We start from the raw sequence: 16,219 nt of genomic DNA on the forward strand, positions 1-16,219 counted from the left end.
TGTTTTTGACAGTAAGAATTATTTACAAATAATATTGCGCCTCACATGGATTAATGTGCACGGCAGCTCGCAAGACCCTCCCCCACCCGACGCTTCGTCAAGGCCCCGTACAGCCGGCGGCCCATTCCAAGAACAAGAGACAATCCATGGAATTCGTTCACGTAGTCACTTCGCTGCTGGCGCAGGAAGCAGCGATGGAGTTCGTCCGCCTGGGTGTGGTTTACACCCACCTGATCGCCTGTTGCGTTGCAATCGGCCTGGTCCTGACCAGCGACTTCGCGATGGTCAAGCAGCTCCTGAAAGGTTCGGATTCGGTTCACCTCGAACAGGCGAACATGGAGACGCTGAAGCGCACCATCACCCTGGCGCTCCAGGTGCTCTGGTTTTCCGGCGCGCTCATCGTTCTGCTGGATATGTCCGCCAAAGGGCTGACCTACCTCCTCAATCCCAAGCTTCAGGCCAAGGTCCTCATCGTCGCCCTGCTCACGGTCAACGGCAGCCTGCTGCATTCGGTGGTCATGCCCGCCCTGATCCGGGCGGGGTCCCTGCTCCAGCTCGAACCGGGCATGCGCGCCCTGTCCATTTTCGCGGGCACGGTTTCGGCGGTTTCCTGGTTCTACGCGGCCTTGCTCGGCGTAGGCCGTCCCCTGGCCTGGAAGTACAGCCTGGGCGAACTGCTTTACGCCTACCCCATGCTGATCCTCGCGGGCTTCATCGCCATGAGCCGACTGGTCAAATGGGCGCGAAAACGCCAGGCGCGCTCGGTGCCCCAGCATGTTCCGAGTGTGCGGGAGAGCGGGCCCCTGCCGGATGAATCGCGCGGCTACTGACTGGCTCTACGCGTCGAACCCAATCCCCTGCCACGTCATGGCACCTGCTCGGCGTCGATGAACGACCATCGGCGCCACCGCCAACGGGCAATCCCCCTCCCCCAAATCCCCCTCGCCAGGGCACAATCCGCCCATCTCGTCTCGCTATCGCGCAAGGCACACCCCGAATGAAGACGCCCGGCGGCATGCTGCTCACCGGCATCGAGCTGGATCGCTCCAGCCCGATCCCCCTCTATCGCCAGTTGTACCTGCAGGTGCGCAAGCAGATCCTCTCCGGCCGGCTGCCCGGCGGTACGCGGTTGCCGTCGACGCGAACGCTGTGCAAGGAACTGGGGCTGTCGCGGATCACGCTGCTCAACGCCTTCGACCAGTTGACCGCCGAGGGCTTCCTGGCGTCGCGCACGGGCGCCGGGACCTATGTCGGCAGCGAATGGGAGGGCCGCAGCGCCGCCGATGCGCCGCGCAAGCCGCCGCGCCTGTCGAACCTGAGCCAGGCGGTGCACTCGCTGCGCGCCGAGCATTTCAGCGGGGTGTCGTACAGCACCTGGGCGCCGGATTGCCCGACCTCCTTCCTGCCCAGCCACCCGGCCTACGACGCCTTTCCCATGCTGGTGTGGAAGCGCCTGATGAACCGCCACCTGCGCAAGGGAACCAAGGATTCGCTCGGCTACGGCGAGCTCAAGGGCCTGCAACGGTTGCGCGAGGCCATCGTCGAGTACGTGTTCGATGCGCGCGGCATCGAGTGCAGCATCGATCAGGTGGTGATCACCTCCGGCGCGCAGCAGGCGTTCAACCTGCTCGGCATGCTGCTGCTCAACCCCGGCGACAGCGTGTGGATGGAAGACCCCGGCCACATAGCCGCGCGCATCGCCTTCCAGGCGCAGGGTTGCCAGCTGGTGCCGCTGCGCATCGACGATGAAGGGCTGGACGTGCAGCAGGGCCTGCGCGAGCGGCCGGATGCGCGCCTGGCGTTCACCACGCCGTCGCGGCAGCACCCGCTGGGCAGCACCATGAGTTATGCGCGCCGACAGGAGTTGATCGACTGGGCCGGGCGCAACCAGGGCTGGATCGTCGAGGACGATTGCGACAGCGAGTTCCGCTACGTGGGCCGCACGCTGCCGGCGCTGTTCGCGCTGGATGCCTGGGAGCGGGTGATCTATGTCGGCACCTTCAGCAAGGTGCTCTACCCCTCGCTGCGCCTGGGCTACGTGATCCTGCCGGAGGCGCTGGTGGAGCCGTTCTGCGCCATCCGCGCGGTGATGGACCGCAGCCCGTCGACGCTGCACCAGGCGACCACCGCGGACTTCATGGAGGACGGCCACTTCCTCGGCCATATCCGTCGCATGCGCAGCCTCTACCAGGCGCGCCAGGCCAGCGTGCTGGAGGCGCTGCAGCGCGAGCTGGGCGGCTTCATCACACCGACGCCCGCCGAAGCCGGGCTGCACCTGATTGGCTGGCTGCCCGAGGGCAGCGACGACACCGCCATCGCCCGCGGCCTGGCCGAACACGAGGTGTACACCTACGCCCTGCGCGACTACTGCGTGCGCAACCAATTGCCGCCGGGGCTGCTGCTGGGCTTCGCCGCGGTGCCCGAGGAGCAGGCCGGGCGGCGTGTGCAGGAGTTTGCCCAGGCCCTGAAAGCCCTGGGCTGGAAGCTGTGAGAACCTTTTTACGATCTGCTGCGCGTCGGCATAACTGCGTAAAAAACAGGCGAGGACTGCTCATTTACAGCGCGTAAACTCCGCGTCCTCGCCTGTTTGATTCGCTGGCGCTCACCCTTCGGGCCAGCCTGCGGCTGATACTCCTGTTGGTCGTTGCGCCTTGTTCTGCTCTAGCTCGCGAGATCGTAAAAAGTTTCTGAGGCCGACCTGGAGCGGACGGCAAAGTGGCTATACGAACAAAACAATAATGGCTATAGGGATAGCACCATTCCGGAGCGATAAAAGCACTGCCGGCCACCCCGGCGTCGCTATCAGGAATGACAATAATGAATGCTATCCAAGCCCGATTCGCGGCCCTGCTGGGGCGTAACGCCACGCCCGCAGATACGCCCCCTCCCACGCTGACTCCCGAACTCGCCCGCCGTCTGCTCGACCGTCTCGACAGCCTGCGCCTTTTCGCCCACGGCTACCCGCTGCTGACCAACCTGACCCACGGCCAGGTCACGCCCCAGGACATGCTCGACTTCGCCTACCGCCATGAGCTGGACGGCCTCTCCCTGCACCTGCTGGACGGCGAGCAAAACAGCCTGTCGCAGATGTCCGCCGAGCAGCTCGCGGCCTTCGGCGAGAAGGCCCGCAGCCTGGGTCTGGCCCTGCACGTGGAAATCAGCAGCACTCGTCCCGAGGACGTCGACCAGGCCGTTGCCGTGGCGCTGGCCATCGGCAGCCGCAATATCCGCGTCTACTCGCGCTACGAGGGGCACCTGTCGCGAGTGATGGACCTGATCGAACTGGACCTGCGGCGCCTGGCGCAACTGGCCGACGCGCACGACCTGAACTTCGACTTCGAGCAGCACGAGGAGCTGAAAAGCGACGAAATCGCCGCCCTGCTGCGCAAGGTCGGGCACCCGCGCCTGAACGCGCTGTTCGACTTCGGCAACATGATCAACGCCTGCGAGCGCCCGCTGCCGGCGCTGGCCCACCTCGCCCCGTTCATCCGCCAGGTGCACCTGAAGGGCGTGCGCGTGGTGCCCGAGGCCAACGGCTTCGGCCATTACGGCGTGCTGCAGGGCAGCGCCGAGGACCAGTTGCCCGGCGCGCGGATGCTGCTGGAGCTGCTGCTGCTCGGCGACAGCGCGCCCCAGGTGGTGGCCTTCATCCTGGAGCAGGAGAACCACTACATCGCCCCGTCCTTCCGCCAGAGCGACGAGGCCGCCGACCCCTTCATTCCCTATCGCGAGATGAGCGAAACGCCGCTGCCGCCGGGCTACAGCCTGGAGCGCATGCTGGCCGACGAGCACCGCTGGGCGAACAACCAGGTGCGCCATGTGCGCGGGCTGCTGAACGAATTGCGCCTGCTGGCCGAACTGACCCTGGCCGACGCCGCCTGATTCCGGCGGCCGCCCCGGCGGCCACCCCTTATCCGTAAACGGTGGAGAACAACAATGACAGCACAGGCTAAAGCCAAGTGGCTCCGTTTCATCGTCCTGGTTCTGGGCGGCGGCACCATCTACAAGCTCGCCAACCTCAAGGACGCCTTCTACATCCCCATGCAGGAACACATGGGGCTGACGCACACGCAGATCGGCACCCTGCTTAGCGTCAATGCCATAGTCGCGACCGCGCTGTTCGTGGTCGGCGGCTTCCTCGCCGACCGCTTCGAAACGCGCCGGCTGATCCCGGTCGGCCTGATCGGCATGGGCGGGCTGGGCCTGTACCTGGCCACCTTCCCCGGCTACAGCCAGTTGCTGATCGTCTTCAGCCTGCTGGCGATCTGCGCCGACTGCATCTTCTGGCCCTCGCTGCTTAAGGCGATCCGCAACCTGGGCAATGACGACGAGCAGAGCCGGATGTTCGGCTTCCTCGAAGGCGGACGCGGCGTGGTGGATACCCTGGTGGCCTTCTCCGCACTGGGCGTGTTCGTCGCCCTGGGTTCCGGCGCGGCCGGGCTGAAGGCGGCGATCCTGTTCTACTCGGGAATCGACATCCTGGTCGGCGTGCTCACCCTGTTCCTGCTGCGCGAAGCGCCGAAGGCCGGCGCCGCCGCTGCCAAGGCCGAACCCCAGGGCCTTTCCGGCCTGCTGGAAGCGGTCCGTACGCCGGGGATCTGGCTGGTCAGCCTGAACGTGTTCATGGTCTACATCGTCTACTGCGGCCTGACCTACTTCATCCCCTACCTGAAGGACATGTACCAGCTGCCGGTGGCGCTGGTGGGCGCCTACGGCATCATCAACCAGTACTTCCTCAAGGTGCTCGGCGGCCCGCTGGGCGGCTACATCGCCGACAAGCGCCTGAAGAGCCCCAGCCGTTACCTGAAATGGGCGTTCGTCGCACTGCTGCCGCTGATGCTGGTGATCTTCAGCATTCCCCGTGGCGAAGGCTACATCTACGCCGGCATGGCCGCCACCCTGTCCTTCGCCCTGGTGGTGTTCACCATGCGCGGGGTGTTCTGGGCGCCGATGAGCGAGGTGGGCATCCCCTCGCGCATCACCGGCTCGGCCTTCGGCATCGGCTGCCTGATCGGCTACGCACCGGGCATGTTCGCCTACATCATCTACGGCTCGCTGCTCGACCGTTATCCGGGTGAACTGGGCTACACCTATGTGTTCAGCCTGATGAGCGTGCTGGCAGTGGTCGGCGTGGTGGTCTCCGCCCTGCTGCAGCACCTGGTGAACAAGCGCGCCCCTGCTCCGGCGACGCAGGCGCTGGCCTGATCCCGTTGAAGTGAACTACCCGCCACCTTCGGGTGGCGGGCTGGTTTCCGCCGGTTTCGAACGCAAGCCTCCAGCGCCGGGAATCCTCCTGATGGCGGCGGCGCCTACGACCTTCTTCCACGTCCCCTCACCCGCTGTTTCATGGCACTCTGCACGGCACCGAAGAACAACAATCGGGGCCGCTGCACCTTGCAGACGTCCCCGGCGCACGCGACGCGACCCCGCGAGCCAGGACGCCCATGCCCCATCCCCGCTATCTGCTGCTGACGCTGCTCGCCATGCTGGCCTTCGCCGGCAATTCCCTGCTGTGCCGGCTCGCCTTGCGCGAGACGAGCATCGACGCCGCCAGTTTTACCGGCCTGCGCCTGGTGTCCGGGGCGATCACCCTGGCCATTCTGCTGCGCTTGCGCGACGGCGGCTGGCGCGCGGGTGGCGACTGGCGCAGTGCGTGCGCGCTGTTCGTCTACGCCGCCGCCTTTTCCCTGGCCTATGTGCAGATGAGCGCGGCCAGCGGTGCCCTGCTGCTGTTCGGCGCGGTGCAGGTGGGCATGCTGGTGGCGGGCTATCTGAACGGCGAGCGGTTGCGCGGCTGGCAGTTGCCGGGGCTGCTCCTGGCGCTGGGCGGGATCGTCGTGTTGCTGTTGCCGGGAGCCAGTGCGCCGCCGGTAGGCAGCGCGGCGCTGATGATCCTCGCCGGCCTGGCCTGGGCGCTGTACAGCCTGCGCGGGCGGCGTGGCGGCGATCCGCTGGCGGCCACCACCGGCAACTTCCTGCGCAGCGTGCCGATGGCGGCCGCGATGTGCCTGGCGCTGTCGATGAAGCTGGATCTGGACCTGCACGGGGCGATCTACGCGGTGCTCTCCGGCGCGCTGGCCTCGGGCGTCGGCTACGCCATCTGGTATAGCGCGCTGACCGGCCTGGGCGCGCTCCAGGCCGCGTCAGTGCAGCTCAGCGTGCCGGTGTTCACGGCGCTCGGCGGCGCGCTGCTGCTGGGTGAGCACCTGACCCTGCGCCTGGGCCTGTCGGCCCTGGCGGTGCTGGGCGGCATCGCGCTGATCCTGGCCGGCAAGCGCAAGGCCGCCTGAGCGGCGGCGAGTCAGTTCTCGTTACCGCAGAACAGCCCCCACGCCGGGTAGCGCAGGCGATGCAATTGCCCGGCGCTGTCCTCGTAGACCATTTCCACATCACGGATGCCGCAGAAACCCAGGTCCGCCGGCTGCACCACGCGCCGGATATCGAGCGCCTGACCGTAGTGGTAGTCCTGCGCGGGCGGCACATCCTGTGCGGCGTACACCGCGCCGGTGAAGGCGAGGCAACCCAGTGCGATCAGTGCTTTCATGGCCGTTCTCCGCTCGTGTCGGGAGGCATGGGCGCGCCGGTCATGCTGGGCAGGACTTCATCGCGACGGATCAGCCCGTGGAACAGCGCGGCAGCAAGGTGCAGGAGGATGGTGGCGAGCAAGGCGTAGGCAATCAGGCTGTGGGCGCCACGCAGGAGGGTGTGCAACTCCACCGAAGGCGAAATCAGCGCGGGCAGCTCGAAGCCGCCCCAGAGCACCACCGGATAGCCGCCCGCGGATTGCATGGTCCAGCCCACCAGCGGCTGGGCGAGCAGCAGGCCGTAGAGCAGCAGGTGCGAAAGGTGCGCGGCGCCGCGCTGCCAGCCAGGCATGTCGTTAGGCAGCGACGGCACCCGGTGGGTCAGGCGCACGGCGATGCGCAGCAGGACGAGCACCAGCAGCGCGGCACCCAGCGGTTTGTGAATGGCCACCAGCGCGGCGTGGCGCGGAGAGACGCTGGCGACCATGCCCAGACCGATGAGCAGCATGGCCAGCACCAGGGGCGCCATGAGCCAGTGAAGGACGCGCAGGGGTAGCGGGAAGTAGGTCGGTTTCATCAGTGGGTCTCCTGGGCCTGCTCACGGGTGCGGCGGTTGAAGGATTCCGAGTAGGCGGCCGAGCGCGCGCTGAGCAGCGGGTCGTCGGAGGCGCGGATGCCGTCGGGGAGGATCAGCGGGTCGAAGTTGACGTCGCGGCAGTCGCCGCCGATTTCCGCTTGCAGGCGTTCGATCACCAGTTCCCCCGCGTCGACCTGGCGGCGCTCCTTCGGCCAGGCCTGGGTGGCGTCGGCAGTGCTGTCGCCGGGCTCGCCCAGGGTGAATTGCAGGCGCCAGCGCAGCGGGCCGGCAGCGAGGCGCTGGGCGACTTCATCGGCGAGGAAGTTGGCATCGCCACGCTTGTCCGCCGCCAGCGGCTCGTACGGCGCGACGGGCTGCACGGACCAGCGTACCGGCTGCTCGCGCCCATCCCGGTCCACCAGGTAGAAGGCGTTGAGGCCGTAGTAGGCACTGTTGGCGTAGCTGGAGGACGGCGTGGAGGACTTCATCCATTGGAGGAAGGCCTGGGTTTCCGGGTGCGCCTTGAAGAAGGCGCCAGCCTTTTCCGGGTCGGGCTTGCCGGTGCCCGGTTGCGGAGCCGTCGCCTTCTGCAGGTCGTAGAAGCTGGCGACATCGCGGACGACGAAGACCGGCATGGCGTTCATCCCGGTGCGCCACTCCTGTCCGTCCTTGGGCAGGAAGCGCAGGGCCAGGCTGCGGATCGGCGCGGCGCCGTCGCTGGCCGCCGGGTTGCCGCCGGGAATCGCCAGGCGGCCCACGACAGGTACACTGCCCGGCGCGAAGATACTGGCCCGCGACAGCGCAGCGGCACCGCCGTTGCTCTCGAAGTGGCCGATCACGCACAGGCCCTTGGCGTGATTGCGCCGGTAGCCGGGATGGACACCGCCGTTGGCTTCCAGGGTATCGACGACTTTGGCCGGGGTGAGGCGCTGCGGGTCGAGCCAGCCGGCCGTGTAGGCGAAGACGGCGGCCACGCCGAGCACCACGACGCCGATGACGGCCAGGCGCAGGGGTGCGTTGGGGGGAGTCTCTGTCATTTCCAGCTCCTCAGGCTTAGGCTGAATGCATTGAGCGGGTGCGACGCACCGTGTGCCGGGTTATTCCCGAGGGCTGCGAAAGATTTATTTTTTCGTACCGCGGGAATAGATCGTCGGGGCATTCGTCCTTACCGCTCGAACCCACCACTGCCTGACGTTGCGATGCACTCACTGGACGACCATTCACTGCGCGAACTGCTGCCCCGGCTGCGGCGCTTCGCCCTGTCGCTGACGCGCAGCGCGAGCAGCGCCGACGACCTGGTCCAGGCGACCCTGGAGAAGGCGCTGTCGGCCTGGACCGGCCGGCGCGAGGACGGCGACCTGCGCGCCTGGCTGTTCTCGATCCTCTACCGCCACTTCATCGACGGGCAGCGCCGCGCCCGGCGCTACGCACGCATCCTCAGCCTGTTCGGCGCGGACAGCGCGGTAAGCGCCTCGCCCGAGGAGATCGTCAGCGCCCGCTCGACCCTGGAGGCCTTCGAGCGCCTGCCCGCCGAACAGCGAGCGCTGCTGGCGCTGGTCAGCGTCGAAGGGCTGAGCTACCGCGAGGCGGCCGAGGCGCTGGATATTCCCCTGGGTACCGTCATGTCCCGCCTGTCCCGCGCGCGCCAAGCGCTGCGCGCGCTGAGCGAAGGACAGGCGGCGACTCCCTCTTTGCGGGTACTGAAATGAACGAACGCATTCCCGACGAGCACGACCTCCACGCCTATATCGACGACCAGCTCGACCCGGCCCGCCGCCAGTGGGTGGAAGCCTGGCTCGCCGCCCACCCGGAAGACGCGCGGCGCGTGGACGGCTGGCGGCAGGATGCGCAGCAATTGCGCGCCGCCTTCGCCGGCCAGGGGCGAGGACCAATGCCCGAGCAGCTCGAACCGACGCGGATTCGCCGGGAGCTCCGGCAGCGGCGGCACTCACGGCTGGCCACTGCGGCGGCGCTGCTGGTGGCGCTGGGCGTGGGTGGAATGGGCGGCTGGCAGATGCGCGGCGATAGCTTGGCGCGCAGCACGGTACCGATGCAGGACGCGGTGCAGGCTTACCGGCTGTTCGCCGATGCCAGCCAGAATGGTCTGGACCTGCGCGATGGCGGCGACCTGCACACCTGGCTGGCCCGCTACCTGAAGGACGCCCCGCCGCCACCGGCGCTGGATCGCGTCGGCCTGAAGACCGTCGGCGCGCGCCTGCTCGCCACCGAACAGGGCGCGGCGGCGCTGGTCATCTACGAGGACGGCCAGGGCCGTCGCCTGACCTTCTTCATCCGCCCGCCGGGCCCGCGCCACGAAATGCTGCCCCAGGGGCAGCGCACCGATGGTGACCTGCTGACGCGCTACTGGAGCCAGGGCGGGTACAACTATGCGGTGGTGAGCCGCAGCGACGATCCGCAGGCGGGGGTCGTGGGGGAAATGGTGGGGTTCTAGCGAAGCCCAGGGCAAACAAGGTCCGCTCCAACAGTTGCCTCGCCTACGGGAATAGCGTACCGGGAGCAGGATGTTGTAGGAGCGGACTTTGTCCGCGATAGGCCGAACGCAAGAGCATCGCGGACGGAGTCCGCTCCTACGGGTGTTTGGCCTGAGGGATCGGCGCGAGGCCTACCGGGAGCGGGATGTTGTAGGAGCGAGCTTGCTCGCGAACCCCGCGTCACGCCGGACTGTCCGGTGCAATGCGTTCGCGAGCAAGCTCGCTCCTACCGGTCCATACCCACCCCTGAGCGGGGTGTGGACGAGGCTCAGCCGTCGACGCGCTCGCCGCACAGGTCGAGGGCGAACAGGCGTTCCACTTCGGACGGTGCAAGACCGCTGCCGATCAGGCTGAACAGCTTGCCCAGCGCGGCTTCGCGGGTCATGCCACCGCCGGAGACCAGGCCCGCATCACGCAGGCGGCTACCGGCAGCGTAGATGTCGAACGCCACATGCCCCTGCGGGCACTGGCTGATCGCCGCCAGCACCACGCCGCGCGCATGGGCTTCACGCAGTGCGCCGAGCAACTCTTCGTTGTCGGACGGTCCGGTACCGCTGCCATAGCACTCCAGCAGCAGCGCCTGCACGCCACTGCCCAGCAGCGCACGCAGGTGTTCGGCGCGCAGGCCGGGGAACAGTGGCAGCACCGCGAGGTTCACGCTTTGGCGCGCCTGGCGGTAATCCAGTGCGGCAGGAATCGATTCGGCGCGCTTGCCATGACGCTCACGCGGCAGCACGGCAAAGGCGTCGAAGGCCTCGCTGCGCAGCTTGGTGACGCGGGCGCCATGCATCAGCTGACCGTTGAAATACAGCCAGACGCCGGGCAGAACGCCGGCTTCCAGGGCCTTCAGACTGCCCAGCAGGTTGGCCGGCGCATCGCTGCCCGGTACGCCCATCGGCTGCATGGAGCCGGTCAGTACCACCGGAACGTCCAGACCCAGTAGCAGGAAGGACAGCGCGGCGGCGCTGTAGGCCAGGGTGTCGGTGCCGTGCAGCACCAGCACGCCGTCGTGGCCACCCTGCTCCACCGCCTCGACGATGGCGTCGCGCATGGCCAGCCAGTTGGCCTGGGTCATGTTGGCGCTGTCGAGCAGCGGCTGGAGTTCGGCAAAGGACCAGTCGAGGCGAATCTCGCCGTGCCCTTGCAGCTGTTCACGCATGCGAGCTTCGAAACCGCCGGCCGGCGCCAGACCTTCGGCGGTCTGCAGCATGCCGATGGTGCCGCCGGTATAGAGGACGAAAAGGTTCTTCACGCGGCGCATGCCAGTGCTCTTGTAGGAAAGTTCAGAGGATAAACCGCGAGGCCGGGAAAAGTCCCGGCCTCGCGTTTCAGACCAAGGTCAGCGGATCAGCCCTGGGCGGGCAGGCTGCCGTGGGCTGGAGCGGTCGAGTTGACCTTGTGGGCGTCGCGCCAGGCATCGTGGTCGATGTCCAGGTCGGCGAACTTGCTGGTATCGAACACCGGGCGCTCGATGCCGGCAGCGCGCTGCTCGTCGTAGTCGCGCATCACGCGCAGGCCGACCTTGATCAGCATCGCCAGGGCCACCAGGTTGACGAAGGCCAGGCAGGTCATGGTGATGTCGGCGAAGGCGAACACGGTGCCCAGGTTCTGCATCGAGCCCCACAGGATCAGGCCCAGCACCAGGACGCGGAAGGCGACCAGCGCGGTGCGACTGCGGCCGACGATGAACTGCAGGGCGTTCTCGCCGAGGTAGTAGTTGTAGGTGATGCAGGTGAACACGAACAGCGACAGCGCGACGCTGACGAAGATGCGGCCCCAGTCACCGACCACGGCGGCCAGCGAGTTCTGGGTCAGGGTGATGCCGTCGCCTTCGAAGCCGGGGGTGTAGAAGCCCGAGAGCAGGATCAGCAGCGCGGTGCAGGTGCAGATGACGAAGGTGTCGAGGAACACGCTGAACGCCTGGACCACGCCCTGGGACGCCGGGTGACGCACAGCGGCGACGGCGGCCACGTTCGGCGCACTGCCCAGGCCCGCTTCGTTGGCGAACACGCCACGCTTCACGCCCATGACGATGGCGCTGCCCAGGAGGCCCGCGAAAGCCGGCTCAAGGCCGAAGGCGCTCTTGACGATGGTGGTCAGCATGCCCGGCACCAGTTCGATCTGGGTGACGATCACGTACAGGGTCACGGCGATGTAGGCCAGGGTCTTGACCGGCACCAGCAGGTCGGAGACCGCGGCGATGCGCTGGATGCCACCGAAGAACACGATGGCCAGCAGCACCGCCAGGCCGATGCCGGAGTACAGCACCGGGATGTCGAAGGCGTTCTGCAGCGAGTGGGTCACGGTGAAGGCTTGCAGGCCGTTGAAGGCGAAGCCGTAGGTGACCAGCAGCAGGACCGCGAAGGTCAGCGCCATCCAGCGCAGCTTCAGGCCGTGCTGGATGTAGTAGGCCGGGCCGCCACGGTACAGGCCGTCGCCGTCGCTGCGCTTGTAGACCTGGGCCAGGGTGCACTCGAAGAAGCTGCTGGACATGCCCACCAGCGCGGTGACCCACATCCAGAACACGGCGCCCGGACCACCCAGGGTCACGGCGATGCCGACACCGGCGATGTTACCGGCACCCACGCGGCCGGCGAGCGACAGCATCAGGGCCTGGAAGGAGCTCAGTTGGCCAGCCTGGCCGCGGATCGATTCCTTGAACACACCGAACATGTGGCCGAAATGGCGGAACTGGACGAAGCGGGAGCGAATGGTGAAATACGCGCCGAGTCCGACGATGAGGACGATGAGGACTTTCCCGGAGAGGAAATCGTTGATCGCGTCGAGCATGTGCTGGGGCCTCGATTGTTATTGTGGGAGCACGGGCCTGGGGCTGGCCCGCTCACTGGGGGCGCATGGTTGCGCTCGAAGCCTGTTGAAACAATTTCGCGGCTTGTTCCGAGTTGATGCGACCTGACGCTATAATTGCGCCAGTCGCATCACCTGGACCTGGCACAAATGTCCGAAAACCTCGGCCCCAATCTCAAACTGCTTTGCGCTCACTACCGCTCTATCTCGGAGGTTTGCCGCAAGCTCGCGATCAATCGCGCGCAGTTCAACAAATACCTCGGTGGGCAGAGCCAACCCACCGCGTACAACCTCAAGAGAATTGGGGATTTCTTCGGCGTCGAGGACTACGAGCTGCAATTGCCACCGGAACAGTTCGCCCGCCTGATCGGTGCACGGAGCACCTCGCCGGCGAACGTGCAGCGCGACGACCCGCTGATGGACATGCTCCGCCCGTTGCGCGAGCACGCAGGCAACCTGTCGCGCTACTGCGGCTACTACTTCGAATATTCCAACTGCATGTCGGTGCCCGGTTCGATACTGCTGTCGCTGGTGCACCTGTACGAGGAGGACGGCAACTTCCTCTTCGAGCGCCAGGAACGCCAGGAACGCTCCAGCAGCACCGACGTGCAGGCCGAGGACTGGGTGCGCTGCCGCTACCTGGGCGCGGCGTTCCAGTTGCAGGACCGGGTGTTCCTGCTGGACTACGAGTCGCTCACGGTCAACGAGATGAGCCAGACCATCCTCATCCCCAGCTTCAAGAGCCGCATTACCCGCCTGAACGGCCTGAAGACCGGCGTCTCCAGCGGCGACCGCCGCACCCCGGCGTGCACCCGCGTGGTGTGGGAATACCTGGGGCCGGAGATCAACCGGATCGCCGCCTACCGCCAGGTGAAGCTGTACCAGCCGGACGACCCGCGCATCGACGACGACGTGCGCCAGAGGTTGTCGGTGGGGCCGATCCGGCATGGTCTTTTCGAGATCGAGTAGCTCCGCTCTTCGTAGGAGCGAGCTTGCTCGCGAATGGATTAACCGGCGATTCGAAACTGGGCGGGGTTCGCGAGCAAGGACTGGGCGTCCCCCTCGGTCCTACAGGGACTGTGCCCGCCCTACCCCTTGCGGCTCTGCAACCAGGCCGCAGCCAGCCCGCTGCCGCAGATCACCGCGATGCCCAGCAGCGCCGACGGCTCCGGCGTGTGGCCGAAGATCACGAAGCCCAGCAGCCCGGCGAAGACGATCTGGCAGTAGCTGAACGGCGCCAGCAGCGCCGGCGCGGCGTGTTTGAAGGCCTGGGTCAGGAACAGGTGCGCCGTCATCCCGCAGGTGCCCAGGGCCAGCATCATCAGGCCATGGACCAGCCCCGGCCATTGCCAGAAGAACGGCACCAGCGCGCTGACGATCAGGGTGTTGCACAGCCCGGCGAAGAAGTTGCTGGTGGTCGGGCTGTCCACCTGGCTGAGCTTGCGTGTCAGCAGTTGGTAGAAGCTGAAGCACAGCGCCGAACCGAACGGCAGCAGCACCGCCGGCGTGAACAGCGCGCCGCCGGGGTGGACGATGATCAGCACGCCGATGAAGCCGACGATCACCGCCGCCCACTGCCCCACGCTGACCCGTTCGCCCAGCAGCGGCACCGACAGCGCCGTCACCAGCAGGGGCGCGAGGAAGTTCACCGAGGTCGCCTCGGCCAGCGGGATGTACTGCAGGCCGGTGGTGAACAGGAAACTGGTGCCCAGCAGGCAGAGCGCGCGAGCCGCCTGGAGGAACGGATGGCGGGTGCGCAGCACGGCGAAACCGGCGCGCGGCAGGAAGATGCCCGCCATCAGCAGTGTGTGCACCACATAGCGCGCCCAGACCACCATGACGATGGGATAGATGCCCGCCAGGTACTTCGACAGCGCGTCGTGGCTGGAGAACAGGAAGGTTGCCAGGACGATGAGCAGGATGCCCTTGAAAGGCTGGTGGACGCCGGACAACGGCGATTGGCTGGTACTCATCGGGTCACGGGAATCAATGGGCGAAAATGGCTGCGCGAGAGGCAGCACAGCCTACCAAGTTGCATCGGGGAAAGAACCCGCTCCACCGCCGTACACGGACCCCGCGGGTCCGCTGCTACACCGGTGCACGGCATCCTACGCGGAATCCTGCCGACAGAATGTTCTATTTGGTTAATTACCGTTCGAACAGCGAACGGTTACGCCCGGGACGAATTGCGGCGAGTCGTCGGGCGGAACCACTATGGCCCAAGCCGCCACCTCGATGCGGCGCCAACAACTATAAGAAAGGTCCGTTCACATGCTCACGCTCTCCCTGGCACGCCGTCGCGCGTGCAACGCCCTCAGCGCCCCACCCTCCGCTTTCGTCGCGCCTGGCTGATCGCCTGATCCACGCCCGTTGATCGTTTCATCGCCCATCCGCCGAACCGTGCGGAGGCCCCCGTTCGCCCGCGAACAACGACAAGAATGCCGAGGGAACACCCATGACCCGCCACCTGCCCCATCTCACCGTCGCCGCCTGCCTGCTGCCCGCCCTGCCGGTCCTGGCCAGCGCCGATGACTCAGGCTTCCTCGAAGACGCCAAGGCCAGCCTGCTGCTGCGCAACTTCTACATGAACCGCAATTTCGTCGGCGACGCCCGCCAGGGCAAGGCCGAGGAATGGACGCAGAACTTCATTCTCGACGCCCGCTCCGGCTACACCCAGGGCACTGTCGGCCTGGGGCTGGATGTGCTCGGCCTGTACAGCGTCAAGCTCGACGGCGGCAAGGGCACCGCCGGCACCCAGTTGCTCCCGGTGCACGACGACGGCCGCCCCGCCGACGACTTCGGGCGCCTGGCGATGGCCGGCAAGGCCAAGGTCTCGAAGACCGAACTCAAGGCCGGGGAATGGATGGTGGTGCTGCCGATCCTGCGCTCCGACGATGGTCGCTCGCTGCCGCAGACCTTCCAGGGCGCCCAGGTGACGACGAAGGAAATCGATGGCCTGAGCCTCTACGGCGGCCAGTTCCGCCAGAACAGCCCGCGCAACGATGCGAGCATGGAGGATATGTCGCTGTTCAGCCGCCCCGCCTTCACCTCCGACCGCTTCAACTTCGTCGGCGGCGAGTACCGCTTCAACGGCGAGCGCACCCTGGTCGGGCTGTGGAATGCCGAGCTGAAGGACATCTACCAGCAGCAGTACCTGCAACTGCAGCACAGCCAGCCGCTGGGTGATTGGGTGCTCGGTGCGAATATCGGCTACTTCTGGGGCAAGGAGGACGGCAGCGCCCGCGCCGGCGACCTGGACAACCGCACCTTCTCCGGGCTGTTCTCGGCGAAATACGGCGCCAGCACCTTTTATGTCGGCCTGCAGAAGGTCATGGGCGACGACGAGTGGTTCCGCGTCAACGGCACCAGCGGCGGCACCCTGGCCAACGACAGTTTCAACTCCAGCTACGACAACGCCAGGGAGCGCTCCTGGCAGCTGCGCCACGACTACGACTTCGCCGCCTTCGGCATCCCCGGCCTGACCTTGATGAACCGCTACATCAAGGGCAACGAGGTGCACAACAGCAGCACTGACGACGGCCACGAATGGGGCCGCGAGAGCGAGTTGGCGTACACGGTGCAGAGTGGCACCTTCAAGACGCTGAACCTGAAGTGGCGCAACTCGACCATGCGCCGGGACTGGGGCAGGACCAACAGCTTCGACGAAAACCGGCTGATCATCAGTTATCCGTTGTCGTTGCTGTAATCGCCCTGATCGCGGACGGAGTCCGCTCCTGCGAAGAGCAACCCCACACCGCCGGCCCCGTAGGAGCGGACCTTGTCCGCGAAGGATCAGCTTCGCTCAAGAGCATCGCGGA

15 protein-coding genes are annotated in these 16,219 nt (G+C 66.7%); 9 read left to right on the top strand and 6 right to left on the bottom strand.

From position 1 onward, the window contains the following. Positions 1-146: 146 nt before the first annotated feature. The 5 genes from ACAW63_RS20275 to ACAW63_RS20295 all read left to right on the top strand — a co-directional run bounded on the left by ACAW63_RS20275 (position 147) and on the right by ACAW63_RS20295 (position 6,290). Positions 147-830 (top strand): hypothetical protein, encoded by a 684-nt coding sequence (locus ACAW63_RS20275; RefSeq protein WP_371228137.1) that lies wholly within the window; start codon positions 147-149, stop codon positions 828-830. Between the two features lie 167 nt (positions 831-997). Continuing rightward, positions 998-2,491: a PLP-dependent aminotransferase family protein gene (locus ACAW63_RS20280; protein WP_371228139.1), complete on the top strand. Its 1,494-nt coding sequence runs from the start codon at positions 998-1,000 to the stop codon at positions 2,489-2,491. A 323-nt stretch (positions 2,492-2,814) separates the two neighbouring features. Next, positions 2,815-3,882 carry a sugar phosphate isomerase/epimerase family protein gene (locus ACAW63_RS20285; protein WP_371234729.1) on the top strand — a complete coding sequence of 356 codons (1,068 nt, stop codon included), beginning with the start codon at positions 2,815-2,817 and terminating at the stop codon, positions 3,880-3,882. 54 nt (positions 3,883-3,936) lie between these two features. Beyond that, complete coding sequence (locus tag ACAW63_RS20290; protein WP_371228141.1) at positions 3,937-5,205, top strand: MFS transporter; 1,269 nt, start codon at positions 3,937-3,939, stop codon at positions 5,203-5,205. Positions 5,206-5,444: 239 nt separating this feature from the next. Further along, positions 5,445-6,290 carry a DMT family transporter gene (locus ACAW63_RS20295; protein WP_371228143.1) on the top strand — a complete coding sequence of 282 codons (846 nt, stop codon included), beginning with the start codon at positions 5,445-5,447 and terminating at the stop codon, positions 6,288-6,290. An 11-nt stretch (positions 6,291-6,301) separates the two neighbouring features. Here ACAW63_RS20295 and ACAW63_RS20300 read toward each other — a convergent pair whose 3' ends face one another. Genes ACAW63_RS20300 through ACAW63_RS20310 form a run of 3 tightly spaced genes read right to left on the bottom strand, consistent with a single transcriptional unit; the run spans position 6,302 to position 8,138 of the window. Continuing rightward, positions 6,302-6,544: a DUF2790 domain-containing protein gene (locus ACAW63_RS20300; protein ID WP_371228145.1), complete on the bottom strand. Its 243-nt coding sequence runs from the start codon at positions 6,542-6,544 to the stop codon at positions 6,302-6,304. Next, positions 6,541-7,101, bottom strand: coding sequence for a cytochrome b (locus tag ACAW63_RS20305; protein ID WP_371228147.1), 561 nt, complete (start codon positions 7,099-7,101; stop codon positions 6,541-6,543). The genes ACAW63_RS20300 and ACAW63_RS20305 overlap by 4 nt, the downstream gene beginning before the upstream one ends. Continuing rightward, on the bottom strand, positions 7,101-8,138 hold the full coding sequence (locus tag ACAW63_RS20310) for a catalase family peroxidase (protein WP_371228149.1): 1,038 nt from the start codon (positions 8,136-8,138) through the stop codon (positions 7,101-7,103). The genes ACAW63_RS20305 and ACAW63_RS20310 overlap by 1 nt, the downstream gene beginning before the upstream one ends. Before the next feature lie 162 nt (positions 8,139-8,300). On the opposite strand from ACAW63_RS20310, the gene ACAW63_RS20315 reads away from it, so the two are divergent. Both ACAW63_RS20315 and ACAW63_RS20320 read left to right on the top strand, forming a co-directional pair. Beyond that, positions 8,301-8,810 carry a sigma-70 family RNA polymerase sigma factor gene (locus tag ACAW63_RS20315; RefSeq protein ID WP_275611607.1) on the top strand — a complete coding sequence of 170 codons (510 nt, stop codon included), beginning with the start codon at positions 8,301-8,303 and terminating at the stop codon, positions 8,808-8,810. Further along, positions 8,807-9,553, top strand: a complete 747-nt coding sequence (locus tag ACAW63_RS20320; protein WP_371228151.1) for an anti-sigma factor — start codon at positions 8,807-8,809, stop codon at positions 9,551-9,553. Before ACAW63_RS20315 ends, ACAW63_RS20320 begins: the two co-directional genes overlap by 4 nt. Positions 9,554-9,861: 308 nt before the next feature. Here the strand turns inward: ACAW63_RS20320 and ACAW63_RS20325 are convergent, their stop codons facing one another. Both ACAW63_RS20325 and ACAW63_RS20330 read right to left on the bottom strand, forming a co-directional pair. Further along, a complete protein-coding gene (locus ACAW63_RS20325) occupies positions 9,862-10,854 on the bottom strand; it encodes an asparaginase (RefSeq protein WP_371228153.1) in 993 nt (330 codons plus the stop codon). An 86-nt stretch (positions 10,855-10,940) separates the two neighbouring features. Beyond that, on the bottom strand, positions 10,941-12,383 hold the full coding sequence (locus ACAW63_RS20330) for an alanine/glycine:cation symporter family protein (RefSeq protein ID WP_371228155.1): 1,443 nt from the start codon (positions 12,381-12,383) through the stop codon (positions 10,941-10,943). Between the two features lie 168 nt (positions 12,384-12,551). Here ACAW63_RS20330 and ACAW63_RS20335 point away from each other — a divergent pair, with 168 nt between their 5' ends. Continuing rightward, the gene (locus tag ACAW63_RS20335) at positions 12,552-13,370 is read left to right on the top strand and encodes a helix-turn-helix transcriptional regulator (RefSeq protein ID WP_331319522.1); all 819 of its coding nucleotides are present in this window, start codon (positions 12,552-12,554) and stop codon (positions 13,368-13,370) included. A gap of 119 nt (positions 13,371-13,489) precedes the next feature. Here the strand turns inward: ACAW63_RS20335 and ACAW63_RS20340 are convergent, their stop codons facing one another. Next, entirely contained in the window at positions 13,490-14,374 is an 885-nt protein-coding gene (locus ACAW63_RS20340; RefSeq protein WP_371228157.1) for a DMT family transporter, read from the bottom strand. Between the two features lie 482 nt (positions 14,375-14,856). Between ACAW63_RS20340 and ACAW63_RS20345 the strand changes: the two genes are divergently transcribed. Further along, positions 14,857-16,107 (top strand): OprD family porin, encoded by a 1,251-nt coding sequence (locus ACAW63_RS20345; RefSeq protein WP_371228159.1) that lies wholly within the window; start codon positions 14,857-14,859, stop codon positions 16,105-16,107. Positions 16,108-16,219: the final 112 nt, after the last annotated feature.

The sequence above is a fragment of the Pseudomonas sp. QE6 genome (assembly GCF_041379005.1).
GTDB lineage: Bacteria > Pseudomonadota > Gammaproteobacteria > Pseudomonadales > Pseudomonadaceae > Pseudomonas.

Bases quoted from the DNA above. Each gene is read 5' to 3' on its own strand.
- ACAW63_RS20280 (WP_371228139.1), top strand. From the start codon at position 998: ATGAAGACGCCCGGCGGCATGCTGCTCACCGGCATCGAGCTGGATCGC.
- ACAW63_RS20325 (WP_371228153.1), bottom strand. From the start codon at position 10,854: ATGCGCCGCGTGAAGAACCTTTTCGTCCTCTATACCGGCGGCACCATC.
- ACAW63_RS20305 (WP_371228147.1), bottom strand. From the start codon at position 7,101: ATGAAACCGACCTACTTCCCGCTACCCCTGCGCGTCCTTCACTGGCTC.
- ACAW63_RS20295 (WP_371228143.1), top strand. From the start codon at position 5,445: ATGCCCCATCCCCGCTATCTGCTGCTGACGCTGCTCGCCATGCTGGCC.
- ACAW63_RS20345 (WP_371228159.1), top strand. From the start codon at position 14,857: ATGACCCGCCACCTGCCCCATCTCACCGTCGCCGCCTGCCTGCTGCCC.
- ACAW63_RS20290 (WP_371228141.1), top strand. From the start codon at position 3,937: ATGACAGCACAGGCTAAAGCCAAGTGGCTCCGTTTCATCGTCCTGGTT.
- ACAW63_RS20320 (WP_371228151.1), top strand. From the start codon at position 8,807: ATGAACGAACGCATTCCCGACGAGCACGACCTCCACGCCTATATCGAC.
- ACAW63_RS20275 (WP_371228137.1), top strand. From the start codon at position 147: ATGGAATTCGTTCACGTAGTCACTTCGCTGCTGGCGCAGGAAGCAGCG.
- ACAW63_RS20335 (WP_331319522.1), top strand. From the start codon at position 12,552: ATGTCCGAAAACCTCGGCCCCAATCTCAAACTGCTTTGCGCTCACTAC.
- ACAW63_RS20310 (WP_371228149.1), bottom strand. From the start codon at position 8,138: ATGACAGAGACTCCCCCCAACGCACCCCTGCGCCTGGCCGTCATCGGC.
- ACAW63_RS20340 (WP_371228157.1), bottom strand. From the start codon at position 14,374: ATGAGTACCAGCCAATCGCCGTTGTCCGGCGTCCACCAGCCTTTCAAG.
- ACAW63_RS20315 (WP_275611607.1), top strand. From the start codon at position 8,301: ATGCACTCACTGGACGACCATTCACTGCGCGAACTGCTGCCCCGGCTG.
- ACAW63_RS20330 (WP_371228155.1), bottom strand. From the start codon at position 12,383: ATGCTCGACGCGATCAACGATTTCCTCTCCGGGAAAGTCCTCATCGTC.
- ACAW63_RS20300 (WP_371228145.1), bottom strand. From the start codon at position 6,544: ATGAAAGCACTGATCGCACTGGGTTGCCTCGCCTTCACCGGCGCGGTG.